The 15,350-nt window shown below is 63.5% G+C and carries 15 protein-coding genes; 11 read left to right on the top strand and 4 right to left on the bottom strand.

The features are described 5' to 3' along the window. The first annotated feature begins 164 nt into the window (after positions 1-164). Both EN818_RS00790 and EN818_RS00795 read left to right on the top strand, forming a co-directional pair. Positions 165-1,808, top strand: a complete 1,644-nt coding sequence (locus EN818_RS00790) for a glycosyltransferase family 39 protein (protein WP_135903904.1) — start codon at positions 165-167, stop codon at positions 1,806-1,808. Positions 1,809-1,852: 44 nt separating this feature from the next. Then, on the top strand, positions 1,853-2,668 hold the full coding sequence (locus tag EN818_RS00795) for a phosphatase PAP2 family protein (RefSeq protein WP_095806052.1): 816 nt from the start codon (positions 1,853-1,855) through the stop codon (positions 2,666-2,668). Positions 2,669-2,727: 59 nt separating this feature from the next. On the opposite strand, the gene EN818_RS00800 is transcribed toward EN818_RS00795, so the two are convergent. Continuing rightward, a complete protein-coding gene (locus EN818_RS00800) occupies positions 2,728-3,402 on the bottom strand; it encodes an alpha/beta hydrolase (RefSeq protein WP_095806051.1) in 675 nt (224 codons plus the stop codon). 245 nt (positions 3,403-3,647) lie between these two features. On the opposite strand from EN818_RS00800, the gene EN818_RS00805 reads away from it, so the two are divergent. From EN818_RS00805 to sufA, 7 genes are all read left to right on the top strand, one after another. Beyond that, positions 3,648-4,826, top strand: a complete 1,179-nt coding sequence (locus EN818_RS00805; RefSeq protein ID WP_095806169.1) for a cysteine desulfurase family protein — start codon at positions 3,648-3,650, stop codon at positions 4,824-4,826. A gap of 232 nt (positions 4,827-5,058) precedes the next feature. Beyond that, the gene (sufB, locus tag EN818_RS00810) at positions 5,059-6,576 is read left to right on the top strand and encodes a Fe-S cluster assembly protein SufB (protein WP_095806050.1); all 1,518 of its coding nucleotides are present in this window, start codon (positions 5,059-5,061) and stop codon (positions 6,574-6,576) included. 27 nt (positions 6,577-6,603) lie between these two features. Continuing rightward, positions 6,604-7,359, top strand: coding sequence for a Fe-S cluster assembly ATPase SufC (gene sufC / locus EN818_RS00815; protein WP_095806049.1), 756 nt, complete (start codon positions 6,604-6,606; stop codon positions 7,357-7,359). Between the two features lie 25 nt (positions 7,360-7,384). Then, positions 7,385-8,656: a Fe-S cluster assembly protein SufD gene (gene sufD, locus EN818_RS00820; protein ID WP_095806168.1), complete on the top strand. Its 1,272-nt coding sequence runs from the start codon at positions 7,385-7,387 to the stop codon at positions 8,654-8,656. Positions 8,657-8,696: 40 nt separating this feature from the next. After that, entirely contained in the window at positions 8,697-9,938 is a 1,242-nt protein-coding gene (locus EN818_RS00825; RefSeq protein WP_095806167.1) for a cysteine desulfurase, read from the top strand. Between the two features lie 5 nt (positions 9,939-9,943). Beyond that, a complete protein-coding gene (locus EN818_RS00830) occupies positions 9,944-10,330 on the top strand; it encodes an SUF system Fe-S cluster assembly protein (protein ID WP_095806048.1) in 387 nt (128 codons plus the stop codon). Positions 10,331-10,438: 108 nt separating this feature from the next. Further along, complete coding sequence (gene sufA / locus EN818_RS00835; RefSeq protein WP_095806166.1) at positions 10,439-10,816, top strand: Fe-S cluster assembly scaffold SufA; 378 nt, start codon at positions 10,439-10,441, stop codon at positions 10,814-10,816. A gap of 144 nt (positions 10,817-10,960) precedes the next feature. Here the strand turns inward: sufA and EN818_RS00840 are convergent, their stop codons facing one another. After that, positions 10,961-11,458: a GFA family protein gene (locus EN818_RS00840; RefSeq protein ID WP_095806047.1), complete on the bottom strand. Its 498-nt coding sequence runs from the start codon at positions 11,456-11,458 to the stop codon at positions 10,961-10,963. A 92-nt stretch (positions 11,459-11,550) separates the two neighbouring features. On the opposite strand from EN818_RS00840, the gene EN818_RS00845 reads away from it, so the two are divergent. Next, entirely contained in the window at positions 11,551-11,874 is a 324-nt protein-coding gene (locus EN818_RS00845) for a TfoX/Sxy family protein (RefSeq protein ID WP_095806046.1), read from the top strand. A gap of 2 nt (positions 11,875-11,876) precedes the next feature. Here EN818_RS00845 and EN818_RS00850 read toward each other — a convergent pair whose 3' ends face one another. Together EN818_RS00850 and EN818_RS00855 are read right to left on the bottom strand one after the other, a co-directional pair. After that, on the bottom strand, positions 11,877-12,794 hold the full coding sequence (locus EN818_RS00850; protein ID WP_095806045.1) for a pseudouridine-5'-phosphate glycosidase: 918 nt from the start codon (positions 12,792-12,794) through the stop codon (positions 11,877-11,879). A gap of 50 nt (positions 12,795-12,844) precedes the next feature. Then, positions 12,845-13,783 (bottom strand): carbohydrate kinase family protein, encoded by a 939-nt coding sequence (locus EN818_RS00855; RefSeq protein WP_095806044.1) that lies wholly within the window; start codon positions 13,781-13,783, stop codon positions 12,845-12,847. Positions 13,784-14,064: 281 nt separating this feature from the next. Here EN818_RS00855 and recA point away from each other — a divergent pair, with 281 nt between their 5' ends. Continuing rightward, complete coding sequence (gene recA, locus EN818_RS00860) at positions 14,065-15,162, top strand: recombinase RecA (RefSeq protein ID WP_095806043.1); 1,098 nt, start codon at positions 14,065-14,067, stop codon at positions 15,160-15,162. The last annotated feature ends 188 nt before the right edge of the window (positions 15,163-15,350 follow it).

The raw sequence follows: 15,350 nt of genomic DNA on the forward strand, positions 1-15,350 counted from the left end.
ACCAAGCCAGCGATCCGCCGTTGGTCGGTTCGAGTCCGCCTTGCGGCCGGGCGCACGTCCTTGCCTCATCCCTTCTGCTGGCGTAATGAGGCGCCCGCGCAAGGGCGGCCCACAAGCCGCCGCGACGGGGCAATCCCGCAGATCATGTCCGGAACGCTCCCGCGATGAACAGAAACTACCTCATCCTCCTTCTGTTCAGCCTGCTGATGACTTTCGGCGGGCTGGTCAGCCTGCCGCCGATCGACCGCGACGAGTCCCGCTTCGTGCAGGCGACGAAACAGATGGTCGAGACCGGCGACTATGTCGATATCCTCTTCCAGGAAACTTCGCGCTACAAGAAGCCCGTCGGCATATACTGGCTTCAGTCGGCGGTCGTGGCGCTGAGCGGCGACGGCGCCGCGGCGCCGATCTGGGTCTACCGGCTGGTCTCGATGCTCGGCATCGCCTTTGCCGTCGTCGGCATCGCCTGGACCGGCAAGAAGCTATTCGGCGCCGAAGCCGGTCTCGCCGCCGGACTGATGATGGCGGCGATCTTCGCCACTGCTTTCGAGGGCCGCGACGCAAAGACAGACGCCATGCTTCTGGCCTGCTGCGTGGCCGCGCAAGGCGCGCTGGCGCAAGTCTACCTGGCGGCGCGCCGCAACGAGCCGGTGGCGGCGCAACTGCCGTGGATATTCTGGATCGCGCAGGGACTCGGCATCCTCATCAAGGGCCCGGTGGCGCCGGTCTTGTCGCTGCTGACGGCCGCCACGTTGTTCGCGTTCGAGCGCGATTGGCGATGGCTCCTGAAACTGAAGCTCGTGCGCGGCATCGCCATCGTGCTCGTCATCGTGCTGCCCTGGCTCATCCTCATCACGCTGAAGAGCGGCGGCGCCTTCTTCCAGGAAGCGGTCGGCAAGGACATGCTGAACAAGGTGGCTCAGGGAGAGGAATCGCACGGGCTGCCGCCGGGCTTCTACATGCTGACCTATTCGCTGTTCATGTGGCCGTTCGGATTGATCGCGGTCGGCGCGGGCCTGCAGGCCATGAACCGCTTCTGGGACGACCCGCGCCTGCGTTTCTGCCTAGCCTGGTATATACCGTTCTGGCTGGTCTTCGAGGCGATCCCGACCAAGCTGCCGCATTATGTGATGCCGGCCTATCCCGGCATGGCGCTGCTGATCGGCTGGCTGCTGACCTTGCCGGCCGAAGAGGCGAACGCACCGTTGAAGCGCTGGCAGACATGGCTGTGGTGGGCGACCGCCTTCGGCCTAGGCGTGGTTGCGGTCGGCCTGGCGGTGATATGCATCGGAGCCCCTCTTTACCTGTCGAAGAGCTTTTCCTGGTGGAGCGTCCCGGCGGCCATGGCGGCGCTCGTCACCGGCTGGCTGGCTTTCCCGCGACAATTGCAGATCCCGCTCGGGCGCATCGCGGCGATTGCTGTCGGCGCAGGCATCACCTTCAGCCTGCTGTTCGGCGTGATTGCGCCCTCGCTGAAGCCGATCTGGCTGAGCCCGGCCATCAAGGCAGCGGTCGAGGCCAACCGTCCATGCGATACCACCGTGCTCGCCTCGGCGCCCTATCATGAGCCGAGCCTCGTCTTCCTCGTCGGCACCAAGACTTTGCTCACCGATGTCGACGGGGTCGCCAAGCACCTGCTGGCCGATCCGGCCTGCGCGCTCGGGCTGGCGCCGGTTGGGGAAGAGCAGAAACTCAACGGCTTGCTTGCGGGGCAGGGCAAGACGGCAAAGCGCCTTACCGAAATCGACGGGCTCAACTATTCGTCAGGAGACAAGCTGGCGCTCGGCCTTTATCGAGTGGCTCCGTGAACAGCATCGGGCCATCGAAAGCTCCCGCAGGCTCTGCGTCGGCCATGTCCGCCGTCACCCTCTACCGCCGCTCGCTCGGCAATCTTGTCGATACGATCGCGATCGTGAGGCGGCGTTTTGCCGTGCGCCGGGCGCGCTATCCTGAGATTCCGTGGCTCGTTTGGGTGGCAGGATGGCTTCTGTTGGCCGTTGCTGTCGGCCTCATGCTCGACAGCGGCGCCGGCAGGCTTCGCGCAGGGTGGGGCCCGAGCTTCGTCCACGTCACCGATTTCTTCACGGATTTCGGCCTCGGCGGCTGGTATCTCATCCCCGCGGCGCTCTGCCTCGTGGCGGCCAATCTGACGGACTGGCGGAGCCTTTCGCGCCAGTCGCGCCTGTTCGTCTACAACTGGACCTGCCTGGCTTTCCTGGTGCTTTGCGCCGTCGGACTTTCCGGGCTCGCGGTCAATCTTTTGAAATACGGCATCGGCCGCGCGCGGCCGCTTTATTTCGACAGTTTTGGGGTGCTGTCGCTGCATCCCTTCGCCATGGACGCGCGCTTTGCAGGCTTTCCTTCTGGTCATGCCACGACAATGGGCGCGGTTTTTGGTGTCCTGCTGCTTCTCTTCCCGAGGCGCTGGCATATCGCGCTGGCAGCCACCGCCTGCATTGCCTCGACGCGCGTCTTCGTCGGCGCGCACTATCCGAGCGACACGGTGGCCGGCTTCGGGCTTGGCCTCGCCTTCGCGATTGCGTCAGGGCTGGTGTTCGCGCGGCTGGGTTTCATCTTCCGCCGGCCGTCTTCGGCAAGGCCGGTGTCCAAGCGCACCTTCCGGCTGCGATGGCCCAACAGGTCGAAGAGAAAAACATCGCTGGCGTGATAGAGCCGCGAGCATCTGTCGGCCAGCTACCCCTGGAGGAGCCCTGAGGGCCCGAAAACCTATCTCAGCCGCTTCGGCCTCGGATCGGCCAATTCGCCGGCCAGCCGCCGGTCGAGATAGTCGGCGCATTCCTCGATCAGCAGTTCGGTGTCGTTGGCGAAGAAATGGTTGGCGCCCGACAGCGTCTTCTGCGTGATGGTGATGCCCTTTTGCGTGTGCAGCTTGTCGACCAGCGCCTGCACGTCCTTCGGCGGCGCAACCTTGTCGGCATCGCCGTGGATGATCAGGCCCGACGAGGGGCAGGGCGCGAGGAAGGAGAAATCGTAGGTGTTGGGCTGCGGCGCGACCGAGATGAAGCCTTCGATCTCGGGACGACGCATCAGGAGCTGCATGCCGATCCACGATCCGAACGAATAGCCGGCGACCCAGCAGCTTTTGGAATCCGGATGCAGCGACTGCACCCAGTCAAGTGCGGCGGCCGCGTCCGAAAGTTCGCCGGTGCCGTGGTCGAACTCGCCCTGGCTGCGGCCGATGCCGCGGAAATTGAAGCGAAGCGTGGTGAAATTCCGCTTCTGGAACATGTAGAAGAGGTCGTAGACGATCTTGTTGTTCATCGTGCCGCCGAATTGCGGGTGCGGATGCAGCACGATGGCGATCGGCGCGCTCTTTTCCTTGGACGGCTGGTAACGACCTTCCAAGCGACCGGCCGGACCGGCGAAAATGACCTCAGGCATAAAACACTCCACGTGGCATACGAAGGCGCAGGCCCGGAACTCTTCTGTGGCCCGACTGTGGCCTTGACGCCGGGCAAGCGTCTTCCTAGAAGCTAGTTTAGAATTGTTCAAAACTGGGTGGCCGAACACATCCGTCCGTCCGCCCGCGCCGCAAGCCGCGTAAATAGGACGGCTTGCCTTGTGATTTCAAGGAAATAACGCTCCATCCTCGCGGAATGGCTGCTGACAGGATCGACCGAAGGAAAATGGCCGCAACCCGCGCCTATCTCGACTACAACGCCAGCGCGCCGCTCATCGCGGAATCGCGGGCGGCGATGGTCGCTGCGCTCGATGTCGCCGGCAATCCGTCGTCGGTTCATAGCGAGGGCCGCGCAGCGCGGCGGCTGATCGAGGATGGCCGGCGCGATGTGGCGAGGCTGGTCAACGCAAGGCCGGAACATGTCGTGTTCACCTCAGGCGCGACGGAGGCTGCATCGACGCTGCTGACCTCCGACTGGCAGATGGGTCGCGGCGCCGTTCGGATGAGCCATCTCTATGTCTCGGAGGCCGACCATCCCTGCATCTTAGGCGGCGGGCGGTTTGCGGCGGGGCAGGTGACGCGGACCGGCGTCGACCGAAATGGCATTGCCGATCTCGATGCGCTGACCAAGGCATTGGCCGCGCATGACAAGGCCGACGGCCTGCCCCTGGTAGCGATCCATGCCGCCAACAACGAGACCGGGGTGATCCAGCCGATCGGCCGCATCGCCGAGATCGTCAAGGCTGCTGGCGGCGTGCTGATCGTCGACGCCGTGCAGGCGGCGGGCCGGATTCCGATCGATATGTCGGCCGGTTATGCCGATTACCTGATCCTGTCCTCGCACAAGATCGGCGGCCCGAAGGGTGTCGGCGCCATCGTCGCTGCATCCGACCTGATGATGCCGAAGCCGCTGGTCAACGGCGGCGGCCAGGAGAAGGGCCATCGCGCCGGCACCGAGAACCTTGCCGGCATTGCCGGCTTCGGCGCCGCCGCGCGGGTCGCGTTCGCCGGCTTGAACGCCATGCGTGCCGTCGCGCGTCGGCGCGATGCCATCGAGGCGATTGTGCGGGAATTGACGCCGGATGCGGAAATTTTCGGAAATGGCGCGCCGAGGCTTGCCAATACGACATTCTTCGCTATTGCGGGCGTCAAGGCCGAGACGGCGCAGATCGCCTTTGATCTTGCCGGCGTGGCGCTGTCGGCGGGTTCCGCCTGCTCGTCTGGAAAAGTCGGACCGAGCCATGTCCTGAAAGCAATGGGGCACGGCGACAGCCTCGGCGCGCTGCGGGTTTCGATCGGCGCGGCGACGAGCGCGGAAGAAGTGGCCTTGTTCCGGACTGCCTTGGCGGACATCGCCGCGCGGCAAGCCGGCCGGGACAAGGCCGGCAAGGAAAAGGCCGCCTGAAGTGCGGCAAAGCGTTGCATGGAGGCCATTTGCGGGTCTCGAAATGCCGGCGCTGAAATAGGAATTCGGGCCTGGTGGCCTGGTAGAGCCGTGCGTTTCTGCCTGGCCGGGTGAATTCCCGGTGGAGACGCACTATATGGAGCTTACTCCGCCCGGGTGCCTCTCGGTTGCCCTGCGGTGCCATAGTTTGAAAACTGCCGGGCCTTGACCCCGGCGTGGATGGAGAACGCTTATGCCTGCTGTGCAGGAGACGATCGATCGGGTTCGAAAGATCGACGTCGACCAGTATAAATACGGTTTCCAGACAGAGATCGAGATGGACAAGGCCCCAAAGGGCCTGAGCGAAGATATTATTCGCCTGATCTCTGAAAAGAAGAACGAGCCGGACTGGATGCTGGAATGGCGTCTGGACGCCTATCGCCGCTGGCTGACGCTGGAAGAGCCGACCTGGGCGCGCGTCAATTATCCGAAGATCGACTTCCAGGACATCCACTACTACGCCGCGCCGAAGAGCACGCCGGGTCCGAAGTCGCTGGACGAGGTCGATCCCGAACTGCTGAAGGTCTATGAGAAGCTCGGCATTCCACTGAGGGAGCAGGAGATCCTCGCCGGCGTGCAGAAGGAAGACGCCTCGGAACTGGAGGAAGCCAACGACAACGTCTACAAGTCGGGCCGCGTGGCGGTCGACGCCGTGTTCGATTCCGTTTCCGTCGTCACCACCTTCAAGAAGGAACTGGCCGAGGCCGGCGTCATATTCTGCTCGATCTCGGAAGCCATCCGCGAGCATCCTGAGCTGGTTCAGAAATATCTGGGCTCGGTCGTGCCGACCACCGACAATTTCTACGCCACGCTGAATTCGGCGGTGTTCACCGACGGCTCCTTCGTCTTCGTGCCGAAGGGCGTGCGCTGCCCGATGGAGCTGTCGACCTATTTCCGCATCAACGAGAAGAACACCGGCCAATTCGAGCGCACGCTGATCATCGCCGAGGAGGGGGCCTATGTCTCCTACCTTGAAGGCTGCACGGCGCCGCAGCGCGACGAGAACCAGCTGCACGCGGCCGTCGTGGAACTGATCGCGCTGGACGACGCCGAGATCAAATATTCGACGGTGCAGAACTGGTACCCCGGCGACGCCGAAGGCAAGGGCGGCATCTACAATTTCGTCACCAAGCGCGGCGACTGCCGTGGCGATCGTTCGAAGATCTCCTGGACGCAGGTCGAGACCGGCTCGGCGATCACCTGGAAATATCCGAGCTGCATCCTGCGCGGCGACGATTCCAGCGGCGAGTTCTATTCGATCGCAGTGTCGAACGGCTATCAGCAGGTCGACAGCGGCACCAAGATGATCCATCTCGGCAAGAACACGTCGAGCCGTATCATCTCCAAGGGCATCGCCGCCGGCTTCTCGCAGAACACCTATCGCGGCCAGGTCTCGGCGCACCGCAAGGCGACCAACGCCCGCAACTTCACCAATTGCGACTCGCTGCTGATCGGCGACCAGTGCGGCGCGCACACCGTGCCTTACATGGAAGCCAAGAACGCGACGGCGAAGTTCGAGCACGAGGCGACGACGTCGAAGATCTCCGAGGACCAGAAGTTCTACGTCATGCAGCGCGGCATTCCCGAGGAAGAGGCGATCGCGCTGATCGTCAACGGCTTCGTCAAGGACGTCATCCAGCAGCTGCCGATGGAGTTCGCTGTCGAGGCGCAGAAGCTGATCGGCATCAGCCTTGAGGGTTCGGTCGGCTGACCGCAAAAAGATATTCAGGAAAAAGATATGCTTGAGATCAAGAATTTGCATGCCCGCATCGTCGAGGACGGCACCGAGATCATCCGTGGCCTGAACTTGACGGTCAAAGCCGGCGAGGTCGCCGCCATCATGGGCCCGAACGGTTCGGGCAAGTCGACGCTGTCCTACATCCTCGCCGGTCGCGAGGACTACGAGGTCACCGAAGGCGACATCCTCTATAACGGCCAGTCGATCCTCGAAATGGATCCGGCCGAACGCGCCACCGCCGGCATCTTCCTCGCGTTCCAGTATCCGATGGAGATACCGGGCGTCGCGACCATGGAATTCCTGAAAGTGGCGATGAACGAGCAGCGCAAGGCGCGCGACCAGGAGCCGCTGAAGATCCCGGATTTCCTGAAGCGCGTGAAGGATGCCGCCGCCTCACTCAACATGGACATGAACATGCTGAAGCGGCCGCTCAATGTAGGCTTCTCCGGCGGCGAGAAGAAGCGCGCCGAGATCCTGCAGATGAAGCTGCTGGAGCCGAAACTCTGCGTGCTGGACGAGACCGATTCCGGCCTCGACATCGACGCGCTGAAGATCGTCTCGGACGGCGTCAATGCGCTGCGCTCGCCCGACCGGGCCATCGTCGTGATCACCCACTACCAGCGGCTGTTGGAGCACATCGTGCCGGACAGCGTGCATGTGCTTTACAGGGGCCAGGTTATCAAGTCGGGCGACAAGTCGCTGGCGCTCGACCTTGAAGCCAACGGCTATGCCGGCGTGATCGGCCAAGCCGCGTGAAATGGGCGCAAATGAGGCGAGAGCAATGAACATGCACGCACAGCCCCAGCGCACATTGGCCGAGACGGCGCTGATCGATGCCTTCGGCGAGCGGCTATCGCTGCTGCCGGGTGACGGCGCGGTGATGCTGAAGCGCGACGACGCGATCGAGGCGATCAAGCACGGCCTGCCGACCCGGCGCGTCGAATCCTGGCACTATACGGATCTGCGCCGCTTGCTGACCTCGGTGCCTGGCTTCGAGGCCGACGCCGTTGCAAAGGTGCTCGAGCCGGTTCTCGACGGCTCCGCGGTGCTGCCGGTGATGAACGGGGTTTCCAACACCAAGGTGCCGGAGATCGAAGGCGTCACGGTGCAGCGCCTGTCGGAAAAGCTGACCGATGGCAGCGTCGCGCCCGGGCTTGATCCTTATGGCAGCGATGATGCGATCGGCGCGCTGAACACCGCCTTCGTCGCCGACGGCTATTTCGTCGACATCGCCGAAGGCACCCAATTGGAAAAGCCGATCGAGCTGCAGAACCTGCAGGCCGGCGGGCAGGTGCATGTGCGGCTGCTGACGCGGGTCGGCGCCGGTGCCAAGGCCGCCATCGTCGAGCGCCAGACTGGCGAGGGCGGCGACGCGCTTGTCAGTTCGGTCAGCCAATTGGTTGTCGGCGACGGCGCCGAGGTGACCTGGCTGATCGTTCAGGAGCAGCCGGACACGGCTACGCATCTGGCGCAGTTCAAGGCGCATATCGGCAAGGATGCGAAGCTGACGCTGTTCATCATGAATGCGGGCGGCAAGCTGGTGCGCCAGGAGGTCGTCGTCAGGACGACCGGCGAAGGCGCCGACTTCAAGCTGCGCGGCATCAATCTTCTCGCCGGCGACACGCATACCGACACCACGATGGTGCTCGACCATGCCGTGCCGCACACCGCCTCGACGGAAGTGATCCGCAACGTTGTGACCGGCAAGGCGCGCGGCGTGTTCCAGGGCCGCATCAACGTGCATCAATACGCGCAGAAGACCAACGCCAAGATGGCCTGCAACACGCTGCTTCTGTCGGACGACGGCGAGTTCTCGACCAAGCCGGAACTTGAGATTTTCGCTGACGACGTCGTCTGCGGCCATGGCGCCACGGTCACCGAGATCAACCACAACCATCTGTTCTACCTGATGGCGCGCGGCATCGAAGAGAAGACCGCGCGTGGCCTGCTGGTGAAGGCATTCGTGGCGGAGGTGATCGAAGAACTGGACGACGAGGCGCTGGTCGACGCGCTCGAGGCGCGGCTCGACGGCTGGTTTTTGACGCACGGGTGAGGGGTTGAGGATCGCGGCCCCGGCCGGCAAGGATTTCGAAATGGACCAGAAGATCGAAACCGCCCCCTACGACGTCGAGGCGATCCGCCGCGACTTCCCGATCCTGTCGCGCCAGGTCTACGGCAAGCCGCTGGTCTATCTCGACAACGGCGCCTCGGCGCAGAAGCCGCAGGCGGTGCTCGACACGATCCAGCACGCCTATAGCCAGGAATACGCCAACGTTCACCGCGGCCTGCATTTCCTGTCGAATGCCGCGACCGACGCCTATGAGAAGGCGCGCGAGACGGTGCGCCGCTTCCTCAACGCGCCGGGGACCGACAACATCGTCTTCACCTCCAACACCACCTCGGCGATCAACACGGTCGCCTATGGCTACGGCATGCCGAAGATCGGCGAGGGCGACGAGATCGTGCTCTCGATCATGGAGCACCACTCGAACATCGTGCCCTGGCATTTCATCCGCGAACGGCAGGGCGCGAAGCTGGTGTGGGTGCCGGTCGACGATCTCGGCGCTTTCCACATCGAGGAATTCGAAAATCGGCTGACCTCGCGCACAAAGCTCGTCGCCATCACCCACATGTCCAACGCGCTGGGCACGGTGACGCCGATCAAGGAGATCGTGCGCATCGCGCATGCGCGCGGCATTCCGGTGCTGGTCGACGGCAGCCAGAGCGCCGTGCATATGCCGATCGACGTGCAGGACCTCGACTGCGATTTCTTCGTCTTCACCGGGCACAAGGTCTACGGCCCGTCGGGCATCGGCGTGCTCTACGGCAAGAAGCACCTGCTGGACCAGATGCGGCCCTTCATGGGCGGCGGCGAGATGATCGAGGAGGTGACGGAGGACCTCGTCACCTACAACGAGCCGCCGCATCGTTTCGAGGCCGGCACGCCGCCGATCGTGCAGGCGATCGGCCTGGGTGCGGCGCTCGAATACATGGAAAAGGTAGGCCGCGAGCGCATCGCCGCCCACGAGGCGGACCTCAAGACCTACGCGCATGAGCGGCTGCGCGCCATCAATTCGCTACGCATCTTCGGCGACGCGCCCGGCAAGGGCGCCATCATCTCGTTCGAATTGCAGGGCATTCATGCCCATGACGTGTCGATGCTGATCGATAGACAAGGTGTGGCTGTCCGCGCGGGCACGCATTGCGCGCAGCCGCTGTTGAAACGCTTCGGCGTGACCTCCACATGCAGGGCATCCTTCGGCATGTATAATACCAGGGCCGAAGTCGACGCTTTGGCCGATGCGTTGGAGAAGGCGCGGAAGTTCTTCGGGTGACGAGCATGGAAGACGTGAACACAGCAGAGACCGCTCCGGAATCCGCGAACGGCGTCGTTTCGGCCTCGGCTATCCCGGCCGACGAATTGGCGCGGCTGACCGACGACATCGTGTCGGCGCTGAAGACGGTCTATGACCCGGAAATTCCGGCCGACATCTATGAACTCGGCCTGGTCTACAAGATCGACATCGAGGACGACCGCTCGGTCAAGATCGACATGACGCTGACCGCGCCGGGCTGCCCGGTGGCTGGCGAGATGCCGGGCTGGGTGGAGAACGCCGTCGGCGCCGTCGAAGGCGTTTCGGGCGTGGAGGTCAGCATGGTGTTCGATCCGCCATGGACACCCGAGCGCATGTCTGAAGAGGCGCAGGTCGCGGTCGGGTGGTATTGAGCTATCGGCCTGGCAAGATTCATTGGCTTGAAGCAAAGCTGAAATTTCACCATCTTAAGGGCAGACTCATTCCGCGGGCCTTGAACCTGCGCGAACGTGGAGAATGACATGGGACGCTTCGCCGTCATCACGATGACCGAAAAGGCCGCTGAGCGGGTGCGCGAGATCGTTGCCACCCGTGACAACGCGCATGGCATCCGCCTCGGCATCAAGAAGGGCGGCTGCGCCGGCATGGAATACACGGTCGATCTGGTGACCGAGCCGAACACCAAGGACGATCACATCGAACGCGACGGCGCGCATGTCTATGTCGCGCCGGAGGCGGCGCTCTTCCTGTTCGGCACCGAGATGGATTTCGAACAGACGACTCTGCGCACCGGCTTTACCTTCAAGAATCCGAACCAGAGCTCGGCCTGCGGTTGCGGCGAATCCGTCGAGCTGAAACCGGCTGATCTCAAGGCGCTAGCCGAGGCGCGGGCCTCCTGAGTTCGTCCTTCGCCCCGTTTACGGGGAGAAGGTGAAGGGTCGGATGAGGGGCAGCGCCGACCTATCTGTCTTCACATTCCAAAGTTTGCGCCGCCCCTCATCTGCCTGCTGGCATCTTCTCCTCGTGAAACGGGGAGAAGAGAGCTAATCCACCCACATGCCCGTGCGCTTGTGCCAGTCGGCGATCGATTCCTCCGGATAGACGTCGAACACCTTGTCTTGCCTCCCGATCACCGGCTCGACCCAGTTCGCCTTGTATTTCAGCATCAGATGCACCTTTTCCGGCGGCTTCGGCAGATCGCTGTCGATGGCCGAGGCGAAGGGGTGGACGAGGTCCGGCCATGTCGGGTCGTAGAGCCAGAGCGCCGCGCCGCATTTCCTGCAAAAATTGCGCTCGCCGGTCGAGACGTCGCAATGCGGATGCTCATCGTCCTCGATCTCGGCGCGATAGACGCCGAGGCTGCGTTTGCCCTTGACCTTCATCGTCTCGTAATCGGCGCCGAGATTGATGGCAAAACCGCCGCCGCCCTGCTGCTTGCGGCAGATCGAGCAATAGCAGAGCATGAACGGCACCGGTGTGTGGCTTTCCACCGCGAATTCGACGGCGCCGCAGCGGCAGGAGCCTTTGAGCAGGACAGGCATGGCGGATCCTCCAGAATTTCTCGTCTCTCGACCTGTCAGCATGGTTTGGCTGCGGCGATGACAAGGCCGAAAGCAGGTGACATCATCGCCCCATGGACAATGAACGCATAGAGGAACTTTTCGAAAGCCTGGGGCCGATCAGCATTCGAAAGCTGTTCGGCGGCAAAGGCATCTATTGCGACGGCGTCATCGTCGCGGTCGTCGTTCGCGGTGAGCTGATGCTCAAGGCAGACGAAGAAAGCATCCCCGATTTCGAGGCCGCCGGCTGCAGCCGGTGGACCTATACCGGTTCGCGGCATGGCAAGGAGGTGGCTATGCCCTATTGGAGCACTCCCGACAGCGCCTTCGACGATCCCGATGAAATGGCCGTCTGGGCGCGGCGCGCCTATGAGGCGGGGCGACGGGCGAATGGCTAGGGCTACAATGCCTTCGCAATCTCCGCCGCCAGCCGAGCATTGTTCTCGACCAGCGCGATGTTGGTCTTGAGGCTGCGGCCGCCGGTCAGTTCGAGGATCTTCGACAGCAGGAAAGGCGTCACCGCCTTGCCGGTGACATTCAGCGCCTCGGCCGCCTTCTGGGCAGCCTGGATATAGAAGTCCATCTCAGCCGCCGGGATTTCGTCGTTCTGCGGCACCGGATTGGCGACCAGGATGCCGCCGCCCAGGCCCAGGACCTGGCGCGTCCGGTAGAAATGCGCGATGTCTTCAGCTGTGTGAAGCGTCAAAGGCGCACGGAATGGCGATTGCCTCGACCAAAAGGCCGGCATCATCTCGCAACCATGGCCGATGACCGGGACGCCGCGCGTTTCCAGCACTTCCAACGTCTTTTCGATGTCGAGGATCGCCTTGGCGCCGGCCGAGACGACGATAACAGGCGTGCGCGCCAGTTCGTCGAGATCGGCCGAAATATCAAAACTCTTCTCCGCGCCCTTATGGACGCCGCCGATGCCGCCGGTGGCGAACACCCTTATGCCGGCCATGTGAGCGGCGATCATCGTGGCGGCCACGGTGGTGCCGCCGGTGCGCGCTTGGGCGACGGCAAAGCCGATATCGGCGCGCGAGAGCTTCATGGCGCCGCCGGTCATGGCGAGCGATTCACGCTCGCCGTCCGACAGCCCGATCTTGATGCGGCCGTTGACCACGGCGATCGTCGCCGGAACGGCGCCGCCGTCCACGATGATCTGCTCGACCTTGGCTGCCATGGCGCCATTGTCGGGGTAGGGCATGCCATGCGTGATGATGGTGCTTTCCAGCGCCACCACAGGCCGCCCGGCGGCGAGCGCTTCGGCCACTGGCGAGTGAATGTCGATGAAGGGGCGGGCTGTTTCGGGCGTCATGTCTGTCTCCGATCCGGAGCAAGACGCTCCGGCACAATGAGCTTGCGGCCCTATGCCACTTCCCGCGTCTCCGGCACAAGGGCCAGCGCCTGGGCGAAGCTTGCCGCTGTGAAGGAGGGCACCGCGTCCATGCTTTCGATGGCCAGCATTGCCGCAGCCACACCTTCCCGCAGGGCCGCCCGCACGGGCAGGCCGCGCAACATCGCGGCGACCGTGGCTCCGGTAAGCGCATCGCCAGCGCCGGTGACATCGGCGATGCGTCGCGGCGCCGGCGGGTCGATGGCAAAGGCGCCCGTCTGGTCGAAGCCAAGAACCGGGCCGCTGCCGGCCGTTACCACACCTGCTCTCAGCCCTGTCCGCCTGAGCTCTTTGACAAGGTCATGCCCGGACAGCTCGGCGTGAGCGAGAGCCGTGGCCTCGCGGCGGTTCATGAAGAGAAGCGCCAAATTGCCGAGCACCGGCTCCAGCCGCACGACCTTGGCCGGCGAGATGGCGATGGCAAAGACCGGCCGGTCGCCAGTCAGTGCCACGAGACGCTCGAGTGCTGCCGTCGGCAGGTTTGCGTCGCACAGGATCGCGTCCGTCTCGGCGATCGCCTCGCGGACCTTGGCGCGGCGGAGCTGCTTGGGAAACGCGAGGTCGTAGAGGCCCATATCGGCAAAGCCGACGATCAGCTCGCCCGCGCTGTCGATCAGCGCCGTGTAGCTCGGCGTTGTGCGGTCGAGGAATGTCACCGAGAGGTCGAGGATGCCGGCTCCGGCGATCGCCGATGCCACCGTCTCCGCCGCCGCGTCGCCGCCGCGCACCGATATGAGCGAGGCCGAGACGCCGCGCCTCACCACGCTGCGCAGCGCATTGAAAACGCCGCCGCCGACATCCTCGCGCATGATGCCGGGATTTGAGGCGGCGGGCACGTAAGTGCCCGAGACCTGGCCGCGCCGGTCGATATGGGCGCCGCCCAGCGCCAGGATTCTTGGAGATGTCGGCATGCGATTAAGATGGCCTTCGTTGATTGTTGGCGTCCGCACACTAGGTTTGGGCGCATCGCCCCGCAATCGGGGAGCGCGATTCGGGCCGCTGGATATGGAAGCCTCTTTTGACCAATGGCCCTGGTTCGCTCTACCTTTAGTGAGACAAAGATAGAACAAATCCAGATATTGATTGTTTTTCAGCTATTTGTCTCCCCTTGCCAAATGAGAACAAAAAAGGTACAAAACGGCAGGGATCACGGATTGTCCGGCCTTCATTGACGACCAAGGGGTGATGTATCATGGCTCAGAATACTTTGCGGCTTGTAGAGGATAAGGCAGTGGACAAATCAAAGGCTCTGGATGCGGCGCTGTCGCAAATCGAGCGCGCTTTCGGCAAGGGCTCGATCATGCGGCTCGGCCAGAATGAGCAGGTGGTCGAGATCGAGACCGTGCCGACCGGCTCGCTCGGCCTCGACATCGCGCTCGGCGTCGGCGGCCTGCCGCGCGGCCGCATCATCGAGATCTACGGACCGGAAAGCTCGGGCAAGACGACGCTGGCGCTGCACACGGTTGCGGAAGCCCAGAAGAAGGGCGGCATCTGCGCCTTCGTCGATGCCGAGCATGCGCTCGATCCCGTCTACGCCCGCAAGCTCGGCGTCGATCTCGAAAACCTCCTGATCTCGCAGCCCGACACGGGCGAGCAGGCGCTGGAGATCTGCGACACGCTGGTGCGTTCCGGCGCCATCGACGTGCTGGTGGTCGATTCGGTCGCGGCGCTGACGCCGCGCGCCGAAATCGAGGGCGAGATGGGCGATGCGCTTCCCGGTCTTCAGGCCCGCCTGATGAGCCAGGCGCTGCGCAAGCTGACCGCGTCGATCTCGCGCTCCAACACCATGGTCATCTTCATCAACCAGATCCGCATGAAGATCGGCGTCATGTTCGGTTCGCCGGAGACGACGACGGGCGGCAACGCGCTGAAATTCTACGCCTCGGTGCGCCTCGACATCCGCCGCATCGGCTCGGTCAAGGATCGCGACGAGGTCGTCGGCAACCAGACCCGCGTCAAGGTGGTCAAGAACAAGCTGGCTCCGCCCTTCAAGGTGGTCGAGTTCGACATCATGTATGGCGAGGGCGTGTCGAAGACCGGCGAACTCGTCGATCTCGGCGTCAAGGCTGGCGTCGTCGAGAAGTCTGGCGCCTGGTTCTCCTACAATTCGCAGCGTCTCGGTCAGGGCCGCGAGAACGCAAAACTGTTCCTGCGCGACAATCCGGACACGGCGCGCGAGATCGAGCTCGCGCTGAGGCAAAATGCCGGGCTGATCGCCGAGAAATTCCTGGAGAATGGCGGCTCGGAAGGTGGCGACGACGGTTTCGGAGACGAAGCCGGCGCCATGTAGGTGACACAATCCCGGTGTATTAAACTGTGCTTATGTAATCGCGTTCTGTAATCCCGTGTTCCGAACCGCCGGCCCTGGTGCCGGCGGTTTGCGTTTGCGGGCGGCGCGGATAAGAGCCGTCAGTTGGAAAATTGGGCCAAAGCGCGTTTCGCTGACGACGCGCTTTGCGTCCTGGTTTTGTGCATGTC

It is taken from the genome of Mesorhizobium sp. M3A.F.Ca.ET.175.01.1.1, from assembly GCF_004791945.1.
GTDB lineage: Bacteria > Pseudomonadota > Alphaproteobacteria > Rhizobiales > Rhizobiaceae > Mesorhizobium.

Excerpts from the sequence above, each read along its gene's own strand:
- EN818_RS00790 (WP_135903904.1), top strand. The coding sequence starts at position 165 with ATGAACAGAAACTACCTCATCCTCCTTCTGTTCAGCCTGCTGATGACT.
- sufD (WP_095806168.1), top strand. The coding sequence starts at position 7,385 with ATGAACATGCACGCACAGCCCCAGCGCACATTGGCCGAGACGGCGCTG.
- EN818_RS00805 (WP_095806169.1), top strand. The coding sequence starts at position 3,648 with ATGGCCGCAACCCGCGCCTATCTCGACTACAACGCCAGCGCGCCGCTC.
- EN818_RS00845 (WP_095806046.1), top strand. The coding sequence starts at position 11,551 with ATGGACAATGAACGCATAGAGGAACTTTTCGAAAGCCTGGGGCCGATC.
- EN818_RS00800 (WP_095806051.1), bottom strand. The coding sequence starts at position 3,402 with ATGCCTGAGGTCATTTTCGCCGGTCCGGCCGGTCGCTTGGAAGGTCGT.
- sufC (WP_095806049.1), top strand. The coding sequence starts at position 6,604 with ATGCTTGAGATCAAGAATTTGCATGCCCGCATCGTCGAGGACGGCACC.
- EN818_RS00830 (WP_095806048.1), top strand. The coding sequence starts at position 9,944 with ATGGAAGACGTGAACACAGCAGAGACCGCTCCGGAATCCGCGAACGGC.
- EN818_RS00840 (WP_095806047.1), bottom strand. The coding sequence starts at position 11,458 with ATGCCTGTCCTGCTCAAAGGCTCCTGCCGCTGCGGCGCCGTCGAATTC.
- sufA (WP_095806166.1), top strand. The coding sequence starts at position 10,439 with ATGGGACGCTTCGCCGTCATCACGATGACCGAAAAGGCCGCTGAGCGG.
- EN818_RS00850 (WP_095806045.1), bottom strand. The coding sequence starts at position 12,794 with ATGACGCCCGAAACAGCCCGCCCCTTCATCGACATTCACTCGCCAGTG.
- EN818_RS00855 (WP_095806044.1), bottom strand. The coding sequence starts at position 13,783 with ATGCCGACATCTCCAAGAATCCTGGCGCTGGGCGGCGCCCATATCGAC.
- EN818_RS00795 (WP_095806052.1), top strand. The coding sequence starts at position 1,853 with ATGTCCGCCGTCACCCTCTACCGCCGCTCGCTCGGCAATCTTGTCGAT.
- EN818_RS00825 (WP_095806167.1), top strand. The coding sequence starts at position 8,697 with ATGGACCAGAAGATCGAAACCGCCCCCTACGACGTCGAGGCGATCCGC.
- recA (WP_095806043.1), top strand. The coding sequence starts at position 14,065 with ATGGCTCAGAATACTTTGCGGCTTGTAGAGGATAAGGCAGTGGACAAA.
- sufB (WP_095806050.1), top strand. The coding sequence starts at position 5,059 with ATGCCTGCTGTGCAGGAGACGATCGATCGGGTTCGAAAGATCGACGTC.